Genomic DNA, 20,977 nt, shown 5'->3' on the forward strand with positions numbered 1-20,977 from the left:
ACGCCCTTGTCATAGACGTTGGTTTGCTTGCCTGCGGCCTTGCTGCCGAAGTAGAAGGAGCGACCCACACCACCAGCGCGCCATGCGCCAACGCAGTTGTGTTCGGGCCGGTGGCCGTAGTGGTCCATGGCTCCGGCGTCGTAGTCGCTGACAACGCGGTCCATGCCACCGCTGATGCCGTCGAAGAAGTCCAAAGCCAGATCGCAGCGCGTGACCAGGGCGCGGTGTTCGTCCATGTAATCGGCCATGCGTGGTGCCCAGCCTGGGGCAGCAAACGTGCAGGCGACGCCGTACAGGTTGCAATGAATGGTCTTTGACTGGGCGCGTTGCCGTGGGCTTTCGCCGGAGGCGAGGAAGCCGACCCAGCCGCATTCATTGCCTGCGCGCAGGATGCTCCAGCGGTGGCGGTAGAAGTCGTGCCCCTTCTTCATTTCGGGGTCCACGGTGAAGCCTTCACCGAGGATTTCGCACACGTTGTTTGCAAGCTCAAGCGCTTGTGTGCTGGCGGCAAAGTCCGGGTCTGGAATGTCGCGCAGCAGGTGGCAGAGCTTGGCGCGGCGGCGGTCGTCTTCGCTCAGTTGATGCTCTGAGCGCAAATCGAACTCGGATGCCTGGGCGGGCGGGAAAAGATGCTCAACCGTGGGGATGGGAGCAAACCGCAGATTGACGGTGAAGCGGAGCCAATCGACATGAACGGGCGAACCGGTTTGGACGCGCTCCGCTTGCAAACGGAGCTTGACCTCATTGCCCTCTAGAACGAGCGATGTGGGATGGGTCATGCGGCTGACTCTGGAAAGTTGTCCCCGTGATTACCATCGGGGACCGAAGCTGTCTGAGGTGCTACGCACCCCCCAAAATTGATAGCAAAAGATTGCGCTTCGCGCGCGGCATCCCCCCCGCTGGCGCGGGGCCCCTCCGCGCGCTTCGCTACCAGCGCACCAATGCGGCGGGCGTGGTCTTCAAGGGGGCGATTAGGGAAGAGGTCAAGAAAGGCCGCGATGTGCAGCCACTGCGAGAGGTTGCGGGGGCGGGTCATTTTTGCGCTCCAGTCGTGGGCCGAGCCAATCTCAAAGCAAACGAAACCACGGCCAATAAACCTAAGACAGCGAAAAAAAACAGCACTGCGCAGCCGAGAACGAAATGGGCAAGGTTCAAGCACTCGATAGCTTGAAAGCTCATAGCGATTGCCCCTTGATCTGGATACGCGACCAGCGCAACACGGAGGAAGAGACCTTGACGTAAGAGCGGGTGCACACCCCCAGCACAGGCGCTGCAGGAGCCGCCACAGCGCGTGCAGCGCCTTGGGTGGCTGGGGGTGTGCGAACGGGACTTGTGGCAGTCATGGCGGCTCTGTGTAAGATGTCAAAACGACATCGGTGTCATTTCGACACCAATCTTACACAGGGGTGGTGTCACATGTATACCAATGAAGAATTGAATTCTCTTATCGAAGAGGCAGCATCGATAGCTGGAAGCCAACGCAAGCTCGCAACCATGCTCGACATGGAGCACGCGAACTTGGCAAAAATTAAGAAGGGGGAACGCCCCGCGAACTGGCGAGTTCGGGGAAAGCTGCGCGTGATACTGGGGCAGGACCCTGCTCACGCATTTGTCGCGGCAATGGCAGAAGACCTGTCAACGTCAGACAACGCAGACGAAAAAAAAGCTGCAGATGGCTTTAAGGCCATGCTTGCAGCTTTTCCTGATGGTTGGCGGAAACGGAGGGATTCGAACCCTCGATGAGGCTCTACACCCCATACTCCCTTAGCAGGGGAGCACCTTCGGCCACTCGGTCACGTTTCCAATCCCGCTATTATGCCTCATTTCAGGGGCTGTTCCGCTGGTTGCAGCAGCATAGGTGGGCTGATCCAGAGTCCTCGTGCACGCCAGGCGCTGATAGCTGGAGTCACTTTTTTGCCGATTGCCGCCCAGGTTTTGATGTCGCATATGGAGGCCATTCGAGCGCGGATGGCTTGTGTGTTGAGCCTGTTGGACAGGGGGCAAGGACGGACTCGGGCTTTCTATTGGATGCACCGAGCTCATAGAGCTGGCAATCTTCGCGATTGGCCAACGTGCCGGATACGGCGGTTTGCTCCCGTGTTTGTGGGTGTCGTCCCGTGACGCGGGCAAAAAGACACCTGAGAGCTACTGCCTGAGCCATTCCAGCGTAAGACCAGACCGCACGACAAAGCCGCTTCCTACCTTGATGCGGATGTGGTGACCCCGTGTGGTACAGGCCTGGATCTGATCCAGCAGCTCGCCCAATTGCGCGGCTCCCGGGGTGGTTTGGTGGGCATGGCGCAGCCAGTGGCGCACCACGTTGGCCTGGCGGGCGCGGGTGAGCCCCTGCAGCGCCTTGATACCGGGGGGCACGCCCACCAAGGACAGGTCCTGCTGTGCCATCTCGTTCAGCAGCTCAGCAGCCTGGGCTGCATTGGCGGCCGACCGTGCAAAGGTATCGCGAAAGGACGGGAATGCGGCATGCAGCGCAGGCAGCAGTTGCGCCCGAATGCGGTTGCGCGTGAAGCGCTCATCGGAGTTGGTGGGGTCTTCCACCCACGCCTGGCCTTGTGCCTTCAACCAATCGCGTACGTCCGCCGCTGACACCTGCAACAAGGGGCGCTGCCAGACCAGACCAGCACGCGTCCACTGGGCGCGCATTGCGGCCAGGCCGGCCACGCCCGCTCCGCGCGACAGGGCGAGCAACAGGGTTTCGGCCTGATCGTCGGCGTGCTGTGCAATTGCTATGGATTGAATAGCACCCAAGGCATGATCTTCTAGCGCTACTGCCGTCAAAGCCTGGTATCTGGCTTGCCGAGCGGCATCCTCGGGGCTCTGGCCGGGCGCGGGGCGCGCGTCCAGCCGCTGCACACGCAAGGGCACGCCCAGCTTGCTACACAAGGCCACGCAATGCTGCTCAAACCCATCGGCGGCCGCCTGCAGCCCATGGTGCACATGGATCGCCAGCACTTGCCCGGGCCAGCGGCGTGCACAGCCCAAGAGCAATGCGGTCGAGTCTGCGCCCCCGCTCAACGCCACGGCCATCGGCAACGCGGGCGCAAAGGCCCGCAGGGCGGCGTCCATTGATTGCGTCATCGCATCCGCCCTTCAGGCCCTGTACCTGAACCCGTCACAACCGCCGGACGTGCCCGGAGGGCGTAGAGAACAAGGGAGAAATGGCGGCGCATGGGCGCCGATTATCACAGTGCCCCGCACTCCGACAGTAAGGTGCATGGGGGGCGCCGCCCCGCCCCTGGCAACTTAACCGCCCGGCGAGGACAGCCGTGGCGCAGCGTGGGCAGGGTCGGTGGACAGGCGGAAGGTACCCACCACCTCCGACAGCCGCACCGACTGGTCCTTGAGGCTCTGTGCCGCAGCAGCGCTCTCCTCCACCAGCGCTGCGTTCTGCTGGGTCATCTGGTCGAGTTGGGCCACGGCCTGGCCGACCTCGTTGATGCTGGTGCTTTGCTCATTGGTGGACGCCGTGATCTCGGCCATGATGTCCGTCACACGCTGCACCGAGGTCACGATCTCGGTCATGGTAGTGCCCGCGTCGTGTACCAGCCGCGAGCCGTTTTCCACCTGCTCGACCGAGGTATTGATCAGGGTCTTGATCTCGCGTGCGGCCTCGGCGCTGCGCTGGGCGAGGCTGCGCACCTCGCCTGCTACCACCGCAAAGCCCCTGCCCTGCTCGCCCGCGCGGGCGGCTTCCACCGCAGCATTGAGCGCAAGGATGTTGGTCTGGAAGGCAATGCCGTCGATGACGCCAATGATGTCGTTGATCTTGCGCGAGGCCGCATTGATCTGGTCCATGGTGGTCACCACATTGCCCACCACCTGCCCACCATGTTGCGCCACGCTGGACGCCTGGGCCACCAGCTGGTTGGCTTGGCGTGCCGAGTCTGCGTTGTGCCGGACGGTCTCGGTCAGCTGCTGCATGGAGGCTGACGTCTGCTGCAGGCTGGATGCCGTGAGTTCGGTGCGCCCGCTCAGGTCATGGTTGCCGGTGGCAATCTCTTCGGCGGCCACGCGTACCGAGCTGCTGGCGTCACGGATCTGCGAGAGCACACCGGAGAGCTTGCCCGCAAAGCTGTTGAAGCTACCGGCGATCTGGGCCAGCTCGTCCTCACCGTGGGCGTCGATGCGGCGCGACAGGTCGCCATCACCGGCGCCGATTTCATGCATCGCGTCACGCACCAGCGTGAGCTGGCGCAGGCGCCGCGTCAGAACCACGCCCAGCAGCCCTACGGCCACCACCAACACCAAAATGCTGGAGATCAGCGATGTGGCCAGCATGGCCCGGATCGGTGCCATGGCCTCGCTTTCATCCAGGGCCACCACCAGCATCCATGAGGTGCCCGCGATCGGCACCACGCTGAGTAACCGGCTGCGCGACGCGATGTCCGCCTGCAGCAAGCTTTTGTCCTTGGATGCTGCGAGCAGCTTGTCGGTCACGAGGTCCTTGGACAAATCGGCAATGGGCTTGAGGGTCAGCGCCTGGTCGCGGTGGGCGATGATCTTGCCGTCGGCAGACACCAGAAAGCCGAAACTCTGCGGCGTGGGCTGGATGGAAGCCACATTGGCAACCACTGACTCCATGTAGACATCACCAGCCGCCACGCCTTTGAGCGCTGCGCCGGCGCCCACCGGGGTCGCAAAAGTCACCACCAGTTTCTGGTCGGACGCCGAGATGTAGGGCGGCGTGACCACAGACCCGCCCGCTTGCGCGGCCTGCTTGTACCAGGGACGTGCGGTGGGGTCGTAGTCGGCGGGCAGGCTGCGAGTCTCTGAAAAAACGTACTTCTTGTCCGCGTAGCCAAAATACGCCGTACTGAACTTGCCCGCGTCGCGCAGCATGGCCAGTGACTTGGCAGGTTCGGGATCTTCAAAGGCGGCGACGGAGGCCGCAATGATCGTGGCCTTGGCCCGCGCCCACTCCTCAATGGTTTCTGCGTGGCTCTTAGCGGTCGCCATGCCCTCTTCGGCCAGTGAAACCTGCGCCTGCGCACGCGCCGACAGGTAGTTGACCAACGTCAACACCATCAGGGCAGCCACCATGCAGGTGGCAGAGAGGACCAGGATCTGGCCCTTGAGCGTCTTCAGAAGCGACATGAAGCCCTCCTTGAACCGCCCGCGCAGGCGGTCTGCAGGCATGTTACATCCGGTAGCAGTCCATGCGCCAGTGCGGGTTTGTGCGCCCCTGCAAGGAGTCGGCCAGAAAAACAACAACGGCCCCGAAGGGCCGTTGGAACCGCACCAAGCTGGTGCATTCGGTGCCAGCAACGACAGGCCAGAGCCTGCCCTCAGCGGGCTTAGCGGGCGTCCGCCTTGGTGTCGCTGAAGCGGCCGTAGCTCTGCAGACGCTCGTAGCGGCGGTCCAGCAAGTCTTTGGTCTTGAGGTCTGCCACCTGGCGGAAGGCATCGCCCAAAGCGCGCTTCAAAAATGCGGCCATCTGCTTGTGGTCGCGATGGGCGCCGCCCACGGGCTCGCTCACGATCTTGTCCACCAGGCCCAGGGCCTTGAGGCGGTGGGCGGTGATGCCCAGGGCGTCAGCTGCCTCTTGCGCCTTGTCGCTGGTCTTCCAGAGGATGGAGGCGCAGCCTTCGGGGCTGATGACCGAGTAGATGGCGTATTGCAGCATCACAACCTGATCGGCCACGCTGATGGCCAAGGCGCCGCCGGAGCCGCCTTCGCCAATGATGGTGGTGATGATGGGTACTTCGAGCTGCGCCATCTCGAAGATGTTGCGGCCAATGGCCTCGGACTGGCCGCGCTCTTCGGCGTCAATGCCCGGGTAGGCGCCGGGCGTGTCCACAAAGGTGAACACGGGCAGCTTGAATTTCTCGGCCGTCTTCATCAGGCGCAGGGCCTTGCGATAGCCTTCGGGCTTGCTCATGCCAAAGTTGCGCATGGCGCGCTCCTTCGTGTCGCGTCCCTTCTGATGGCCCAGCACCATGCAGGCGTGGCCGTTGAAGCGCGCGAGGCCGCCCACGATGGACAAGTCGTCCGCGTAGTGGCGGTCGCCGTGCAGCTCGACGAAGTCGGTGAAGATGTCGCGCACGTAGTCGAGCGTGTAGGGACGCTCAGGGTGGCGGGCGATCTTGGTGATCTGCCAGGGCGACAGTTCGCTGTAAATGTCTTTGGTGAGCTGCTGGCTCTTCTTGCTCAGCTGGTCGATCTCTTCCGAGATATCGACGGCACTCTCGGTCTGCACGTAGCGCAGTTCTTCAATTTTGGACTCCAGCTCGGCGATGGGCTGCTCGAAATCCAGAAAGGTCTTTTTCGCCAACGTTTTTCTCCTTGGGGATCGCACCCGGCGGGGTTGCCACGAATGGCACGCACTGTAACCGGCGTGCCTGCAGTGGTGTCAATAGGTTACAGGCAGGGGGTCCAGAGACCGCCAAATATACCAAGTCGCGACGCTGCACCAGGGCTTCCAGGCCTCGGCCACCTCACGGGCGTCGCTGCGGCTCACCGGGTCGCCAGAGAAGTAATTCTGGCTGATCCCGCTGATCAACCCCACGTCATCGAGGGGCAAAACATTGGGCCGCATCAAATAGAAGATCAAAAACATCTCGGCCGTCCATCGGCCGATGCCACGGATGGCCACCAGCTCGGCAATGATGGCTTCATCGTCCATGGCGGCCCAGTCCTTGACGTGCAGCTTGCCGCCTTCAAAGTGCATGGCCAGGTCCACCAGGTAGTCCACCTTGCGGGCAGACAGGCCTGCGGCCCGCATGTCGTCGATCTTGAGCTTGAGCACGCTGGCGGGCTTCATGCCGCGCGGCAGCAGCGCCACAAAACGCTCCCATACGGCCTGTGCTGACGCGACTGACACCTGCTGTCCCACGATGGAACGCGCCAGTGTGATGAAGGGGTCGCCCTTGGTTTGCAGCGCGGCGTCGCCAAACTGCGGTATCAGGCGCTTCATCACCCGGTCTTTTTTCACCAGGTGCTTGCAGGCCTCGGCCCAGTAGTCGGGCGTGGCCAGCACCAGCGACGGTGCCACAGCGTCACCCGCTATCTTTTTAGAAGCTGCCACCGCTTATTCCACCTGCACTACTGGCATATTTAGCATCAAAACAATGCTCATTGGGCAGCTTCCCATGTGGTGCCGGCGGCAGAGTCCTTGAGCACGATGCCCTGGGCCAGCAAGTGGTTGCGGATGCGGTCGGCCTCGGCAAAGTTCTTGGCCGCCTTGGCTGCGGCCCGGGCAGCAATCTGTGCCTGAATCTCAGACTCATCCACACCGGCGGCCCCGGACTGAAGAAAAGCCTTGGGGTCACCCTGCAAGATCCCCAGGCAGCCACCCAGCGCCTGGAGCAACCCCGCCAGCTCGACGGAGCGGGTCTTGTTGACCTCGCTTGCCAGGTCAAACAGCACGGCCACGGCCTCGGGAGTGCCAAAGTCCTCGTCCATTGCGGCCTTGAAGCGGGCCGCGTAAGGGTTGGACCAGTCGATAGAAGTCGCTTGTGAGGGAGTTACCAAGCTCAGCGCGGTGTACAGCCGCTTGAGCGCCTGGCGCGCGTCATCCAGATGCGCATCGCTGTAGTTCAGCGCGCTGCGATAGTGGGCGCGGACGATGAAAAAGCGCACGGTTTCTGCGTCATACGTCTTGAGCACGTCGCGGATGGTGAAGAAGTTGCCCAGGCTCTTGGACATCTTCTCGTTGTCCACGCGCACAAAGCCGTTGTGCACCCAGAACTTGGCCAGCGGTTTGCCCGTGGCACCTTCACTCTGGGCGATTTCGTTCTCGTGGTGGGGGAACTGCAGGTCCGCGCCGCCGCCGTGGATGTCGAAGGTTTCACCCAGCGTGGCGCCGCACATGGCCGAGCACTCGATATGCCAGCCGGGTCGGCCCGAGCCAAAGCTGCTGTCCCATTTGGCCTCGGGGGGTTCCTCGGGCTTGGAGGCTTTCCACAGCACGAAGTCGAGCGGGTCTTCCTTGCCGTCCAGCACAGCCACCCGCTCGCCGGCGCGCAGCTCGTCGAGCGACTTGCCCGAGAGCTTGCCGTAGCCATCGAACTTGCGCACGGAGTAGTTCACATCGCCGTTGCTCGCCCGGTAGGCCAGGCCCTTGCCTTCCAGCTGGCCGATGAGCGAGAGCATCTGGGGCACATATTCGGTAGCGCGGGGCTCGACCGACGGCGGCTCGATGCCCAGCAGGCCGATGTCCTGGTGCATGGCGGCAATCATCTCGTCAGTGAGCTGGCGGATGGTGATGCCACGCTCCAGCGCACGCTTGATGATCTTGTCGTCGATGTCGGTGATGTTGCGCACGTAGGTCACACGCAGGCCGCTGGCCTTGAGCCAGCGCTGCACCACGTCGAACGCCATCATCATCCGGGCGTGGCCGATATGGCACAGGTCATAAATGGTCATGCCGCACACATACATGCGCACATGGCCAGGTTCGAGCGGGGAAAAGTCTTCCAATGCACGCGACAGCGTGTTGTAGATGCGCAAACTCATGGGATTTCAGTAACGGGGACTTGATGGGGTGGGCGAGGCAAAGAAACTCACCCGGCAGCAGCGGAACTCGGCCCTTGACAGGGGGTGGCCCGGCAAGGGGCGTCCAGCAAAATCACCAGCGGCAACAGCGTACCGTCATGACAACCCCCTCAGCTACAATCCGCCGCAGTATAAGCCCCCGCCCGGGCTGGCTGCCGCCCAACTCCTTTGTACCCCCATGAAGCAAGTCCGACGCACACTCCCACGCCTACTGCGCCTTCTGGCACTGACCGCCCTGATGGGCACGGGCGTGGTCCACGCGGACGACTATGCCGACATCACCCAGTTGCTCAAGGCTGGCAAGGCGTCCGAGGCGCTGGCCAAGGCCGATCAGCGCCTGGCCGCCAACCCACGTGACCCGCAGCTGCGCTTCTTGCGTGGCGTGGCCCAGACCGACTCGGGCAAGCAGGCCGACGCCATCGCCACCTTCACCAAGCTCACCGAAGAGTACCCAGAGCTGCCCGAGCCCTACAACAACCTGGCTGTGCTGTACGCCAACCAGAACCAGCTGGACAAGGCCCGCACGGCGCTGGAAATGGCGATCCGCACCAACCCCAGCTATGCCACAGCACAGGAAAACCTGGGCGACATCTACGCCAAGCTGGCCAGCCAGGCTTACAACAAGGCGCTGCAACTGGATGCCAACAACGCCAACTCCGTCAAGCCCAAGCTGGCGCTGATCCGCGAATTGTTCTCCAACGAACCCGGCAGCAAAACCGGTCGCCCTGCCGCCGCAGCGCCCGCGCCTGCCGTGGTGGTAACCCAGCGCCCTGCACCCGCTCCAGCGCCCGCCGCTGCGCCAGCAGCTGCAGCCCCGGCGCCAGCGCCTGCCGCCGCCCCAGCTCCAACTGTCAGCCCTGCTCCCGCTGCACCGGCACCTGCCCCAGCTCCTGCAGCTGCCAGCGACGCGTCCACCCAGGCCGTTACCTCCGCCGTACAGGCCTGGGCTGCGGCCTGGTCGTCCAAGGACATGAAGGGGTACCTGGGCGCGTACGACAAGTCGTTCGATCCACCTGGTCGCCAAGGCCGCGCTGCCTGGGAGAAGGAACGCGAGGCGCGCATCGTCGGCAAATCCAAGATCAGCGTGAAGCTTTCTGACATCACCGTGTCCGTACAAGGTGACAAGGCCACGGCCCGGTTTCGCCAGGCATACAGTGCCGACTCGCTCAACGTGAGCAGCCGCAAGACGTTGGACCTCGTCAATAACAACGGCCGCTGGACCATCGTTCGCGAATCCACAGGCGGTTGACCATGGCCCCCGATGCGGCGCCTGCGCCTTCCGCGCGGGCTTTTTTTTTGCCCTGACAGTCAGCTGATAGATGGTTTGCATGTTTGTGCCCCTGACCAACGCAGGCCGCAGGGCAGCATCGGCGGTGCTGTTGCTGCTGGGCCTCTCGTTGGCCACGCCAGCCCTGCCGCAGGGTGCCAAGGCCCGCCGGGCGGCTGCTGCGCATGCGGCATCCACCACACCCCCGGTGGCGCCCACACCTGCCGAGCTGCGCGACGGCCAAGCGGAGACGCGCCTCATGGCGGTCTACAAGCTGGTGGCAGAAGGCCGGGGTCGCGAGGCGCTGGCCCAGGCCGAAAGCCTGGCGCGCGACTACCCCAATTTCCAGCTGGCGCAACTGGCGGTCGGTGACCTGCTCATGTCGCGAACCCGCCCACTGCGGCATATGGGCGATGTGGCCCCTGAGCCGGACTCGGCCCGCAGCATCCAGGCCGCTGCAGCACTGGCCGAACTGCGCACCGAATCGCGCCAGCGTGTGGATGCACAACGCAGCCGCCCCCCGGTCAATGCCATCCCCGCACAGTTCCTGGAGCTGTCCCCTCGCTCGCGCCACGCGATTGCGGTAGACACCTCGCGCTCTCGCCTGTACCTCTTTGAAAACACCGCCCAGGGCCTGCGGCTGGTGGCCGACTACTATGCCTCCGTGGGCAAGCTCGGCATCGAAAAAGAGGTGGAGGGTGACCAGCGCACACCGCTGGGGGTGTACTTCATCACCAGCCGCTTGGACCCGGCCAAGCTCAAGGACTTCTACGGCGCGGGCGCCCTGCCCATCAACTATCCCAACCCCCTGGACCAGAGCCGGGGCAAGACGGGCAGCGGCATCTGGCTGCATGGCACGCCGCCCGACCAATTCTCGCGCGCGCCACTGGCGACCGACGGTTGCCTCGTGCTGGCCAACCCCGACCTCGAACGCATCCTGCGCACGGTGGAGCCCCGCTCCACCCCCGTGGTCATTGCACGCCAGCTGCAATGGGTGCAGCCCCACAGCGTGGCGGCCGACCGCAAATCGTTTGAAGCGGTGCTCAACGCCTGGCGCACCGCCAAGACCGAGGGCGACATGAAGCGCCTGCTGGGCTTTTATGCGCCCGACTTCCAGAGCTACCGCAAGAAGCCGCTGGAGGAATGGACCCAGGTGCTGCAGGCCGAGGCCCGCGCCCTCAAGGGCCGGGAACTCCAGCTCAAGGACAAGTCTTACCTGCGGTGGACAGACTCGGCCGACACCATGGTGGTAACGTTCGGCGAAGTCGCCGAAGGCGCCCGCACAGGCCCGGTCAAGCGCCAGTACTGGACGCGCCGCGGCCAACAATGGCAGATCTTTTTCGAAGGAGTGATTGGATGATTTCCAGAAGAAATTCGACGGTAGCGCTAGCAAGCATTGCCCTGGCTGCTATGTTTACAGTAGCACCCGTACAAGCACAAGATGCCCCCAAGGTCAAGCTGGCCACGTCGATGGGCGACATCGTCGTGCAGCTCGACGCCGCCAAGGCCCCCAAGACGGTCGAGAACTTCCTGGCCTACGTGAACAGCAAGCACTACGACGGCACGATCTTCCACCGCGTGATCGACGGCTTCATGATCCAGGGCGGCGGCTTCACGGCTGACATGCAGCAAAAGCCCACCAAGGCCCCCATCCCGCTTGAAGCCAAAAACGGCCTCAAGAACGACACGTACACCATCGCCATGGCGCGCACCGGCGATCCCAACTCGGCCACTGCGCAGTTCTTCATCAACGTGAAGGACAACGGCATGCTCAACGCTCCCAACCCCGATGGTCACGGCTACGCCGTGTTCGGCAAGGTGGTCGAAGGCACCGCCGTGGTGGACAAGATCAAGGCCGTGGCCACCGGCAACAAGGGCGGCCACCAGAACGTGCCCACCACCCCCATCACCATCAACTCCGCCACCGTGGTGAAGTGACGCGCCCATTTTTTTGAAAGAAGCAAAGCCATGAGCAATCCCCAAGTCGAACTGCACATCGCCGGCTACGGCGTCATCACCCTCGAACTCGACGCCGCCAAGGCACCCAAGTCGGTCGAGAACTTCCTGGCCTACGTGAACAAGGGCCACTACAACAACACCATCTTCCACCGCGTGATCCCCGGCTTCATGGTGCAAGGCGGCGGCTTTGAGCCCGGCATGACCCAGAAGGGCACCGACGCGCCCATCGAAAACGAAGCCAACAACGGCCTGAAGAACGCCAACTACACCGTGGCCATGGCACGCACCAGCGACCCACACTCGGCCACCGCCCAGTTCTTCATCAACGTGGCCGACAACGGCTTCCTGAACCACACCGCACCTTCGGCCCAGGGCTGGGGCTATGCCGTGTTCGGCAAGGTCGTGTCGGGCACCGACGTGGTGGACAAGATCAAGGCCGTGAAGACGGGCCGCAAGGGCTTCCATGACGACGTGCCGAAGGAAGACGTGATCATCGAGAAGGCCGTCGCTCTCTAAGCATGGCATTCCCCTGTGGCGCTGCGCGCCCCGCGGAGGCCACGCCCATGTCGGCCGCCCATTGCAGGCCGCAGCGCAAGGGATGAACCACCCAGCCCCCCCCGTGACCACGACCGTGCCCCGGTTCGAGGAGCTTGTCGCTCCCTCGCATTGGCGCACGGTCGATTTCATTTCAGACCTGCACCTGCAGGCCAGCGAGCCCGCCACGGTGGCCGCATTCCAGCAGTATCTGGAAGGCACCACGGCAGACGCCCTCTTTATTCTGGGCGACCTGTTCGAAGTGTGGGTGGGCGACGATGCCATGAGCGAGCCCAGCAGCTTCGAAGCCCGGGGCTGCGCCCTCCTTCGGGCCGCCGCTCAGCGCCTGCCGGTGTACTTCATGCATGGCAACCGCGACTTCCTGGCGGGCCCTGCCTTCCTGGCTGGGTGCGGCATCACCGGCCTGGCAGACCCCACAGTCCTGGTCTTTGGCGGCCAGCGGTATGTCCTGAGCCACGGCGACCTGCTGTGCCTGGACGATGTGGACTACCAGCGTTTTCGCCTGCAGGCCCGCAGCGCCGCCTGGCAGCAGCAATTTCTGACCCAGCCTTTGGCCACGCGCCGCGTGCAGGCGCGCGGCATCCGCCAGGAGAGCGAGGCGCGCAAGCAGTCGGGGGCCACGTACGCCGATGTGGACAGCCCCGCCGCCATCGCCTGGCTGCAGGCCGCAGGCGCCCACACCCTCATCCACGGCCACACCCACCGGCCCGCCGACCATGTGCTGGCTCCGGGTCTGCAACGCGTGGTGCTGAGCGACTGGGATGCCGCAGCATTGTCCCCCCGGCTGGAAACACTGCGTTTGTCCAGCGCGGGCTTGGAACGGCTGCCCCTGGCCCCCAAGTAACAGCGGTCATGAACTGAGCGGGCCCACCTCCCGCAGCCCGATCGCCATGCCCCCCTTGCTCAACCGCCTCTGGCGCCGCGTGCGCGCCACCGTGGCCCCGGTACCGGACATCTCTGCCACGCTGTGGCTGCAGACCGTGCAGCGCTACCCATTTCTGGCCGCACTGTCGCTGCACGACCAGGCCAAACTGCGTGTGCTGAGCGCGCTCTTTTTGCATCACAAGGAATTCCACGGTGCCCACGGCCTCGTGGTGACCGACGCCATGGCCATCGACATTGCCGCGCAGGCCTGCTTGCCCCTGCTGCACTGGGGCGACCCCGCCAAGGCACTCGACTGGTACGACGATTTTGTGGGCATCGTGCTGCACCCTGGCGAGGCCGTGGCCCGCCGCCAGACGATGGACGAAGCGGGCGTGGTGCACGAGCACACCCAAGTGCTGCTGGGCGAGGCCATGGAGCGCGGCCCCATCATGCTCAGCTGGCAGCATGTGAACAACGCTGCCGAGAACACAGCGCGCGGTCACAACGTGGTGGTGCACGAGTTCGTCCACAAGCTCGACATGAAAAACGGCCAACCCAACGGCTGCCCGCCCCTGCCCGCAGGCTTCATAGGCACACGCACCGGCCGTGCGGCGTATGAGGCATGGTGGGCAGCCTGGGAGCCCGCCTACGAACAGTTTCGCGAACGCGTGATCATGGCCGAGCGCTTTGGCGCCGAACGGCCCTGGCTGGACGCGTACGGGGCGACCTCGCAGTCCGAATTCTTTGCCGTGGCCTGCGAGGCGTATTTTGTAAACCGCGAACGGTTTGCTCTGGAGTTTCCGGGGTTGATGCCGGTGCTGGATGCATTCTTCCAGCGCCCTGCGGGCTGAGGTTGGCCGCATGCGTAGGGGCCCACGCCCCTCGTAGACTGGCTGGAAGCCCTGCGCTTGCCGCCGCCGGTACACGCAAGCGCAGTCACTCAGACTGCGGCAGTGCTCCAGGGCCCCGCCTCAAGCGCCCAGCGCGTTTTCCACCGCCTGCTTGGCTTCTTCCAGACTGCTGAAAAACTGGGTGGGTTGCGGCATGGCCTTGGGCAAATGGGCGGGCGGCGGCCACAGGCGGTCGTCTGCCCAGGCGGCGGTCCATCCGCCAATGTCTTTGCGCTTGATGGAGCAAAGTGCTTGCCCGTCCACGTTGGCTATCCAGGTGGTCGGCGGGTTATGGTCCCAGATGACATGTGCCATGGCGCCCTCTCACGGTTGCTAAACCATTGTAGGAAGCCTGCGCGAAATTGGGCAATGGCGTTCACCCCACCCCCGCTGTCATCAGGCGACAGAGCGGAGGCACTGTAAAACGACGGCAGGCGCCTGCGCTCGCCCCCCGCACCCATCAGCCAGCGGCCAGCGCTCGCCGCGCTGCCTGGGCCACGCTGGCTGCATCCACCCCAAAGAATTGCCGGAGCGCTGCCCGCGTGTCGCTGCGTCCAAACCCATCCGTGCCCAGGGTCACATACTTGCGGCCCTCGGGGATGAAGGCGCGCACCGTCTCGGGCACGGCGCGCACATAGTCGCTGGCGGCGATCACTGGTCCGCGGGTCGTGGCCAGTTGCTGCGTCAGCCATGCGGGTGCAGGCTGGGCATCGCCCGCCAGCCAGCGCTGCTCGCAGGCCACGCCGTCGCGGGCCAGTTCGCTCCAGCTGGTGACGCTGAGCACGGTCACATCCACGCCCTCACTCGCAAGTTGTTCTGCGGCCTTGACCACCTCGGTCAGGATGGCGCCAGAGCCCATCAGGGTGACGCTTTTGGACGAAATCGCGCTGTCGCGCTGGTGCATATTGCCTGGATAGCTCCTGAAAACATAGCATCCACGCAGCACACCTTCTGCCGCACCGGCGGGCAGGTCGGGCTGGGCGTAGTTCTCGTTCATCAGCGTGACGTAGTAGAAGACGTCGCACTGCTCGGTCACCATCTCGCGCATGCCGGCGTCGATGATGACGGCCATTTCTCCCGCGTAGGCCGGGTCGTAGGCCTTGCAGTTGGGAATGGTGGCGGCCACCAGGTGGCTGCTGCCGTCCTGGTGCTGCAGGCCCTCGCCGCCCAGTGTGGTGCGGCCCGAGGTCGCGCCCAAGAGGAAGCCCCGCGCACGCTGGTCCGCCGCCGCCCAGATGGCGTCGCCCACGCGCTGGAAGCCGAACATCGAGTAGTAGATATAAAACGGCAGCATGGCCAGGCCGTGCACGCTGTAGCTCGTTGCAGCGGCCGTCCAGCTGGCGATGGCGCCGGCCTCGCTGATGCCCTCTTCCAGGATCTGGCCGTCCAGCGCCTCGCGGTAGCTCAGTACCGAGCCGATGTCCTCGGGCGCGTAGCGCTGGCCCACGCTGCTGTAGATGCCTACCTGCTTGAACAGGTTGGCCATGCCGAAGGTGCGCGCCTCGTCGGCCACGATGGGCACGATGCGCGGGCCCAGCGTGGCGTCCTTGAGCAACGTGCCCAGCATGCGCACGAAGGCCATGGTGGTGCTCATCTCCTTGCCATCGGCCTGCAGCGCAAACTGCGCGTAGCTATCGATGGATGGGACGGGCAGCGCGTCGCACGCCGTCTCGCGGCGCGGCAAGTAGCCGCCCAGTGCGTCGCGGTGGCTGCGCAGGTAGCGCATCTCCGAGCTGTCTTCGGCGGGCTTGAAGAAGGCCAGGCTGGTGGCCTGCTCGTCGCTGAGCGGCAGGTTGAAGCGATTGCGAAACTCGATGAGGTCGGTCTCGTCCAGCTTCTTCTGGCTGTGCGTGGTCATCTTGCCCTGGCCGGCAGTGCCCATGCCGTAGCCCTTCTTGGTGTGGGCCAGGATCACGGTGGGCTGCCCCTTGTGCGCAGCGGCGGCGGCGTAGGCGGCGTGGATCTTCACCAGGTCGTGCCCGCCGCGCTTCAAGCGGTCGATCTGCTCATCCGTCATGCCCTGGGCCAGGGCCGCCAGCTCAGGGTTCTGACCGAAGAAGTTGTCGCGGTTGAAACGACCGTCCTTGGCCGCGAAGGTTTGCATCTGGCCGTCCACCGTGCCTTCGAGCGTGCGCACCAGCGCACCGGTCAGGTCGCGGGCGAACAGGCCGTCCCAGTCGCTGCCCCACACGAGCTTCACCACGTTCCAGCCCGCGCCGGCGAACAGGCGCTCCAGCTCGTCGATGATGCGGCCGTTGCCGCGCACGGGGCCGTCCAGCCGCTGCAGGTTGCAGTTGACCACCCAGACCAGGTTGTCGAGGCCCTCGCGCGCGGCCAGGGTCAGGGCGCTCATGGATTCGGGCTCGTCCATCTCGCCGTCACCAAACACGCCCCACACCTTGCGCCCCGCGCAGTTGAGCAGGTTGCGGTGCGTGAGGTAGCGCATGAAGCGCGCGTGGTAGATGCTGCTGATAGGGCCGATGCCCATCGAGCCGGTGGGGAACTGCCAGAAGTCCGGCATCAGCCAGGGGTGCGGGTAGCTCGACAGGCCCTGCGCGCCTGCACCCGGCGCCGTCAGTTCCTGGCGGTAGTGCATCAGGTCCTGCTCGGACAGGCGCCCTTCCAGGAAGGCGCGGGCATACACGCCGGGCGCGCTGTGCGGCTGGAAGAACACCAGATCGCCCCGGTGCTGCCCTTCGCCCAGGCCTTCACGGGCACGAAAGAAATGGTTGAACCCGCTTTCGAAAAGATCCGCAGCACTGGCGTAGCTGGCAATGTGCCCACCCAGCTCGCCATACGCCTGGTTCGCGCGCACCACCATGGCCAGCGCGTTCCAGCGCACGATGGAAGCCACACGCTCCTCGATGGCCAGGTCACCCGGGAACACGGGCTGGTCCTGCACCGCCACGGTGTTCACATACGGCGTGTTCAGGTCGGGCTGCCAGCCAATGCGCTGCGCGCGCGCCACCCGCACCAGCTCCTGCAGCATGTGCCGCGCTCGCTCGGGGCCTTCGGTGGCGACGAGTGCCAGGAAGGCATCACGCCACTCGGCGGTTTCTTCGGGGTCGGCGTCCAGGGGGGCGCCGGTGGCTTGTTGCAGCAGGGCGTGGGGTGTGAGGGCGTTCATGGATGCCACTGTAGCGAGGCTGACTCCAAATGAGTTGCCGTTTTGCCTTTCGCGACGCGTGCCCATAGCACTTTATGCCGCCAAAGCCATAAACTGCGGCATATGAAACTGGATACCCTCGATTTGCGCATTCTGGCCGAGCTGCAGGCCGATGGATCTTTGTCCAACGTGGAACTGGCACGGCGCGTGCACCTGTCGCCCTCGCCCTGCCTGGCGCGGGTAAAGGCACTGGAGGCGGCAGGCGTCATTAGTCGCTATGTGGCACTGGCCAATGCGGCGGCGCTGGGGCTGGGCCTGAATGTGTTCATCAGCATCAGCCTCAAGGCGCAAAGCAAGGAAGCCCTGGCCGACTTTGAACGCCGCATTGCCGAGCACGATGAGGTGATGGAGTGCTACCTGATGAGCGGCGACAGCGACTACCTGATCCGCGTAGCGCTTGCCGACATTGGGGCGTTGGAGCGTTTCATTCTGGAGCAGCTGTCGCCCATTCCGGGCGTCGAGAAGATCCGGTCGAGCTTTGCACTCAAGCAGGTGCGCTACAAGACGGCTCTGCCACTTCCCACCCCATGACAGGCTAGAGGGCCTTACTTGCGCGCCACGCCGCTCGTCGCCACGCGCTTGCGCAGCTCGCGGATCAGCGCCTTGGCACGTGCCTCGTTGGCAGGGCCCATGCGCAGCAGGATCTTCTGGCCGCTGGGCAGCGCCTCCAGCGCGGGGTCCACAAACTCGTAGCGCACCCAGGGCCGCAGGTTGGGCACTTCGGTGTTCACGGGCGTGAGCTTGACCTGCAGCGGGCCCGCGGGCTCGGGCGCCTGCAGCAGTTGGTCCAGCACCGCCACCAGGCGGTCGTTGAAGTAGCGCCGGGGGTAGCCCAGCTCTTCATACGCTTGCTGAAACAGCGGGTACAGCCGCGCGTACAGCGCCACGGCGGCCTCCATCGGTACCGCTTCAGCAAACGCCAAGAAGGCGCTGTAGCGCGCGGCATTGGCCGCCGCGACGGTGGTGGGCGCGTCGCCAGTGCCATCCACCACAAACCGCTGCAGCGTAGGTTGCACCGGCCACATGCGCGATGGCGCGTGGGCGCGGCCGAGGTTGTCCACCGTGGCCACCACACGACGAACAAAACCGTCGGTCTGCAGAAACATCGCCAGCTTGTCGCGGCCCAGCAGCTCGGCCAACAGCTCTGTAACCCTGGCGTCGGACTCGGCCAGCGCAGGCAAGGCAGCGTCGGGCGGTGCCAGCGCATCCACCGGGTTCTGCGGCCCCGACGCCTCGGGAGCGGGCGTGGGCGCTGCCGGAGCTGGTGGAGCGGCCACCACAGGGGGTGGCGCCAATGCGAGCTCTACCGGCCGCAGCCAGAACCACCATGCCGCGCCAGCCGCCACGGCGCACACCAGCGCGGCCAGCAAGACCCAGAGTGCGGCGGAGGTGCGCTCTGGCGCGGGGCGGAATTCTGCGGTGTCTTGATCGGGCATGGGCTCTCCTTCAACACGGGAACAACCCTTGTCCGAGCCTCCATGGCGTCAGTCGTTCCCTCTCAGTCCCACATGGGGCGTGCACGATTGGACAACCGCCCACCCAGACCCCGGTAACGCGATGTAGCCCGCCCCGGGGCCGGCCCGGAAGAATGCCCTGCTTAAAACGCCGTCGGTGTGGTGGACAGCGACTCCAGCCAGGCCACGGTGGCGGCCAGCTCGGAGGGGCGAATCTCGTGTGCGCTGGGGAACTCGCGGTACGTCACCGTCACCGGCAGTGGCGCCATGTGGTGGGCGATGGCCTGGGCGTTGGCCAGCGGGATCACGTTGTCGTGGGTACCGTGGCTCAGCCACAGTTGCTTGCCGCGCAGCGCATCGGCAGGTGCGGTGAGCGGCACCACCTGCGGCAGCAGGCGGCTGTGCCACACCAGGCCCGCATGCATCAACGCGGGCCGGGTGAGCAACAGCGACAGCGCCATGATGCCGCCCTGGCTGAAGCCGCCCACCACCACCCGCTCGGGCGGAATGCCCAGCTGCTCGGCGGCAGACTCGACCGCCTGGGCCACCAGGGCGCGGCTTTGCGCCTCCTGCTCTTCGTTGATGGTGCGCTCGCCGCTGGGCTCGATGGAGAAATCAAACCACGCGTGTGAGCCCGGCCCCATGCGAAACGGCGCCCGCAGGCTCAGCACATGAAACCGGTCCGGGATCTGCGGGGCCAGGCTGAACAGGTCCTGCTCGTTGCTGCCCACGCCATGCATCAGCACCAGCAGCCAGGGCCGGGGTGCGGTGGCGGCAGCGGGACGCTGCAAAAATGTGAGCGGCAAGGTAAACATATATGTGTGCCTCGAATGGTTTAGGGCCAAAAACGGGTGGAATGCAAGGAGTTCCGTGTCAGTGCGCCGGCTCCAGGGCAAAAGCGTCCATCGACAGCATGCTGTACATCACCTCGCGGCTCAAGTAGTTTGCGTGCAGGTCGTCGCCTGCTGCACCCAGTGCAAAGAAGATCGGCAAAAAGTGGTCTTCGGTCGGATGCGCACGGTGGGCTTGAGGCGCCTGGCTGCGGTAGTTGAGCAGTGCTGCCATGTCCCCACGGGCCAGGGCGTCCTCGATCCAGCGGCTGAACTCCAGCACATAGGGCGCGGGCGCGCGCTCGCCGCCAAAAAACTCGGCCAGGTTGTGCGTCATGCTGCCCGACCCCACCACCAGCACGCCCTGGCTGCGCAGGCTGCGCAAGGCGGCTCCCAGTGCATACACCTCGGCCGGGCCTGCGCCCACGGGCAGCGCCACCTGCACCACAGGCACGTCGGCCTGCGGGAACAAGTGCATCAGCGGCACCCAGGCGCCGTGGTCAAAGGGACGCGCGGCATCGCCCTGGGCCGCCACGCCAGCGGCCTGCAACAGGCCCAGAACTTCTTGCGCCAACGAGGGTGAGCCCGGAGCGGGGTACTGCAGCTGGTACAGCGCGGGAGGGAATCCGCCAAAGTCGTGCCAGGTGGCAGGCTGCGGCCCGGTCATCACCTGCGCCGAGCGCGCCATCCAGTGTGGCGACATGACCACCACGCCACGCAGGCCGGGGTACTGCGACTTCAGGCTCTGGCCCCATTGCGTGAGCGCCGGGCCGGTGGTGCCCGCATCCAGCGCAAACAAGGGCGCACCATGCGACACAAACAGCGCGGGGACTGCGGCAGAAACAGGAACGGGGACTTGGGCAGAGGCAGACATGACAACTCCAACAAAGGACACCATGAATGTAGGACTGATAGCCCGTGACACCAAGCCCTGCAAGGCAGACAGATTGTTCTACGGATGATGCCAATCAAACATTGACAGCGCCCTGGTGCACAGCGCGCAACGCCCACCAGCCCCTACGCAGGCCTGCTCTGGCCCGCGGGTCAGGAGCCGTCGCGCACCCTGCCCCGCAGCGCCTTGGTCTCGCCCCGCTGCGTTTTGCTTTGCAAGCGCCGCTGTTTCGACCCATAGGTGGGCTTGGTGGCCCGGCGCACGCGGGGCGGCACGGCCACGCTGTTGACCAGCGCATTGAGCCGCTCCAGGGCATCGGCACGGTTTTGCTCCTGGCTGCGGTACTGCTGGGCCTTGATGACCAGCACACCGTCTTGGGTGATGCGGGTGTCGCGCAGGGCCAGCAGGCGCTCCTTCACGCCCTCGGGCAGCGACGACGCCACCACGTCAAACCGCAGGTGGACGGCACTGGACACCTTGTTGACGTTTTGCCCGCCCGCGCCCTGCGCGCGCATAGCGGTGATTTCAACCTCGTCCTCAGAGACCTGCAGGGGCAGCGGGGCCATGGCCGTGGAATCCCCCGCGCCC

Annotated in this window: 21 protein-coding genes and 1 tRNA gene; 8 read left to right on the top strand and 14 right to left on the bottom strand. The window is 64.9% G+C overall.

Annotated elements, in window-relative coordinates; translation table 11 throughout:
* Both ACTJKQ_RS17875 and ACTJKQ_RS17880 read right to left on the bottom strand, forming a co-directional pair.
* Positions 1 to 779, bottom strand: a 779-nt coding sequence (locus ACTJKQ_RS17875; protein ID WP_440597622.1) for a replication initiation factor domain-containing protein, incomplete at its 3' end; no start/stop codon positions are given.
* A 396-nt stretch (positions 780 to 1,175) separates the two neighbouring features.
* Positions 1,176 to 1,343 (bottom strand): hypothetical protein, encoded by a 168-nt coding sequence (locus tag ACTJKQ_RS17880; RefSeq protein ID WP_440597623.1) that lies wholly within the window; start codon positions 1,341 to 1,343, stop codon positions 1,176 to 1,178.
* 73 nt (positions 1,344 to 1,416) lie between these two features.
* Here ACTJKQ_RS17880 and ACTJKQ_RS17885 point away from each other — a divergent pair, with 73 nt between their 5' ends.
* Positions 1,417 to 1,743, top strand: a complete 327-nt coding sequence (locus ACTJKQ_RS17885; protein ID WP_440597624.1) for a hypothetical protein — start codon at positions 1,417 to 1,419, stop codon at positions 1,741 to 1,743.
* Here ACTJKQ_RS17885 and ACTJKQ_RS17890 read toward each other — a convergent pair.
* From ACTJKQ_RS17890 to cysS, 6 genes are all read right to left on the bottom strand, one after another.
* Positions 1,711 to 1,803 (bottom strand) — tRNA-Ser (locus ACTJKQ_RS17890). The genes ACTJKQ_RS17885 and ACTJKQ_RS17890 overlap by 33 nt on opposite strands.
* A gap of 342 nt (positions 1,804 to 2,145) precedes the next feature.
* Entirely contained in the window at positions 2,146 to 3,096 is a 951-nt protein-coding gene (gene tilS / locus ACTJKQ_RS17895) for a tRNA lysidine(34) synthetase TilS (RefSeq protein WP_440597625.1), read from the bottom strand.
* A gap of 165 nt (positions 3,097 to 3,261) precedes the next feature.
* Positions 3,262 to 5,112: a methyl-accepting chemotaxis protein gene (locus ACTJKQ_RS17900; RefSeq protein ID WP_288851142.1), complete on the bottom strand. Its 1,851-nt coding sequence runs from the start codon at positions 5,110 to 5,112 to the stop codon at positions 3,262 to 3,264.
* A gap of 200 nt (positions 5,113 to 5,312) precedes the next feature.
* Entirely contained in the window at positions 5,313 to 6,290 is a 978-nt protein-coding gene (locus ACTJKQ_RS17905) for an acetyl-CoA carboxylase carboxyltransferase subunit alpha (RefSeq protein WP_056747083.1), read from the bottom strand.
* 78 nt (positions 6,291 to 6,368) lie between these two features.
* Positions 6,369 to 7,043, bottom strand: coding sequence for a DNA-3-methyladenine glycosylase family protein (locus ACTJKQ_RS17910; RefSeq protein WP_056747082.1), 675 nt, complete (start codon positions 7,041 to 7,043; stop codon positions 6,369 to 6,371).
* A 47-nt stretch (positions 7,044 to 7,090) separates the two neighbouring features.
* Positions 7,091 to 8,473, bottom strand: coding sequence for a cysteine--tRNA ligase (gene cysS / locus ACTJKQ_RS17915; RefSeq protein ID WP_440597626.1), 1,383 nt, complete (start codon positions 8,471 to 8,473; stop codon positions 7,091 to 7,093).
* 217 nt (positions 8,474 to 8,690) lie between these two features.
* Here cysS and ACTJKQ_RS17920 point away from each other — a divergent pair, with 217 nt between their 5' ends.
* The 6 genes from ACTJKQ_RS17920 (at position 8,691) to ACTJKQ_RS17945 (ending at position 14,008) form a co-directional block, all read left to right on the top strand.
* Entirely contained in the window at positions 8,691 to 9,761 is a 1,071-nt protein-coding gene (locus ACTJKQ_RS17920) for a L,D-transpeptidase Cds6 family protein (RefSeq protein WP_440597627.1), read from the top strand.
* 79 nt (positions 9,762 to 9,840) lie between these two features.
* Positions 9,841 to 11,139, top strand: coding sequence for a L,D-transpeptidase family protein (locus ACTJKQ_RS17925; RefSeq protein WP_167514357.1), 1,299 nt, complete (start codon positions 9,841 to 9,843; stop codon positions 11,137 to 11,139).
* Positions 11,136 to 11,717: a peptidylprolyl isomerase gene (locus tag ACTJKQ_RS17930; protein ID WP_146871425.1), complete on the top strand. Its 582-nt coding sequence runs from the start codon at positions 11,136 to 11,138 to the stop codon at positions 11,715 to 11,717. The genes ACTJKQ_RS17925 and ACTJKQ_RS17930 overlap by 4 nt, the downstream gene beginning before the upstream one ends.
* Positions 11,718 to 11,747: 30 nt before the next feature.
* Positions 11,748 to 12,254, top strand: a complete 507-nt coding sequence (locus ACTJKQ_RS17935; RefSeq protein WP_056064668.1) for a peptidylprolyl isomerase — start codon at positions 11,748 to 11,750, stop codon at positions 12,252 to 12,254.
* Between the two features lie 82 nt (positions 12,255 to 12,336).
* A complete protein-coding gene (locus ACTJKQ_RS17940) occupies positions 12,337 to 13,137 on the top strand; it encodes a UDP-2,3-diacylglucosamine diphosphatase (protein ID WP_440597628.1) in 801 nt (266 codons plus the stop codon).
* A gap of 46 nt (positions 13,138 to 13,183) precedes the next feature.
* Positions 13,184 to 14,008 (top strand): zinc-dependent peptidase, encoded by an 825-nt coding sequence (locus tag ACTJKQ_RS17945; RefSeq protein WP_108498825.1) that lies wholly within the window; start codon positions 13,184 to 13,186, stop codon positions 14,006 to 14,008.
* Positions 14,009 to 14,128: 120 nt separating this feature from the next.
* Here the strand turns inward: ACTJKQ_RS17945 and ACTJKQ_RS17950 are convergent, their stop codons facing one another.
* Complete coding sequence (locus ACTJKQ_RS17950; protein WP_108498826.1) at positions 14,129 to 14,362, bottom strand: hypothetical protein; 234 nt, start codon at positions 14,360 to 14,362, stop codon at positions 14,129 to 14,131.
* 145 nt (positions 14,363 to 14,507) lie between these two features.
* Complete coding sequence (mdeB, locus tag ACTJKQ_RS17955) at positions 14,508 to 17,174, bottom strand: alpha-ketoglutarate dehydrogenase (RefSeq protein WP_288851055.1); 2,667 nt, start codon at positions 17,172 to 17,174, stop codon at positions 14,508 to 14,510.
* 102 nt (positions 17,175 to 17,276) lie between these two features.
* Here mdeB and ACTJKQ_RS17960 point away from each other — a divergent pair, with 102 nt between their 5' ends.
* The gene (locus ACTJKQ_RS17960) at positions 17,277 to 17,744 is read left to right on the top strand and encodes an Lrp/AsnC family transcriptional regulator (protein WP_056064679.1); all 468 of its coding nucleotides are present in this window, start codon (positions 17,277 to 17,279) and stop codon (positions 17,742 to 17,744) included.
* 14 nt (positions 17,745 to 17,758) lie between these two features.
* Here the strand turns inward: ACTJKQ_RS17960 and ACTJKQ_RS17965 are convergent, their stop codons facing one another.
* The 4 genes from ACTJKQ_RS17965 to arfB all read right to left on the bottom strand — a co-directional run bounded on the left by ACTJKQ_RS17965 (position 17,759) and on the right by arfB (position 20,955).
* Positions 17,759 to 18,649, bottom strand: coding sequence for a DUF3014 domain-containing protein (locus ACTJKQ_RS17965; protein WP_288851053.1), 891 nt, complete (start codon positions 18,647 to 18,649; stop codon positions 17,759 to 17,761).
* 161 nt (positions 18,650 to 18,810) lie between these two features.
* Positions 18,811 to 19,482 carry an alpha/beta hydrolase gene (locus ACTJKQ_RS17970; RefSeq protein ID WP_288851051.1) on the bottom strand — a complete coding sequence of 224 codons (672 nt, stop codon included), beginning with the start codon at positions 19,480 to 19,482 and terminating at the stop codon, positions 18,811 to 18,813.
* Positions 19,483 to 19,540: 58 nt separating this feature from the next.
* Positions 19,541 to 20,371, bottom strand: a complete 831-nt coding sequence (locus tag ACTJKQ_RS17975) for a DODA-type extradiol aromatic ring-opening family dioxygenase (RefSeq protein ID WP_288851049.1) — start codon at positions 20,369 to 20,371, stop codon at positions 19,541 to 19,543.
* A gap of 170 nt (positions 20,372 to 20,541) precedes the next feature.
* Positions 20,542 to 20,955, bottom strand: coding sequence for an alternative ribosome rescue aminoacyl-tRNA hydrolase ArfB (gene arfB, locus ACTJKQ_RS17980; protein WP_056747066.1), 414 nt, complete (start codon positions 20,953 to 20,955; stop codon positions 20,542 to 20,544).
* Positions 20,956 to 20,977: the final 22 nt, after the last annotated feature.

Origin of the sequence: Acidovorax sp. 22279 (genome assembly GCF_052045435.1) — a bacterium.
Taxonomy (GTDB): Bacteria; Pseudomonadota; Gammaproteobacteria; order Burkholderiales; family Burkholderiaceae_C; genus Acidovorax; species Acidovorax delafieldii.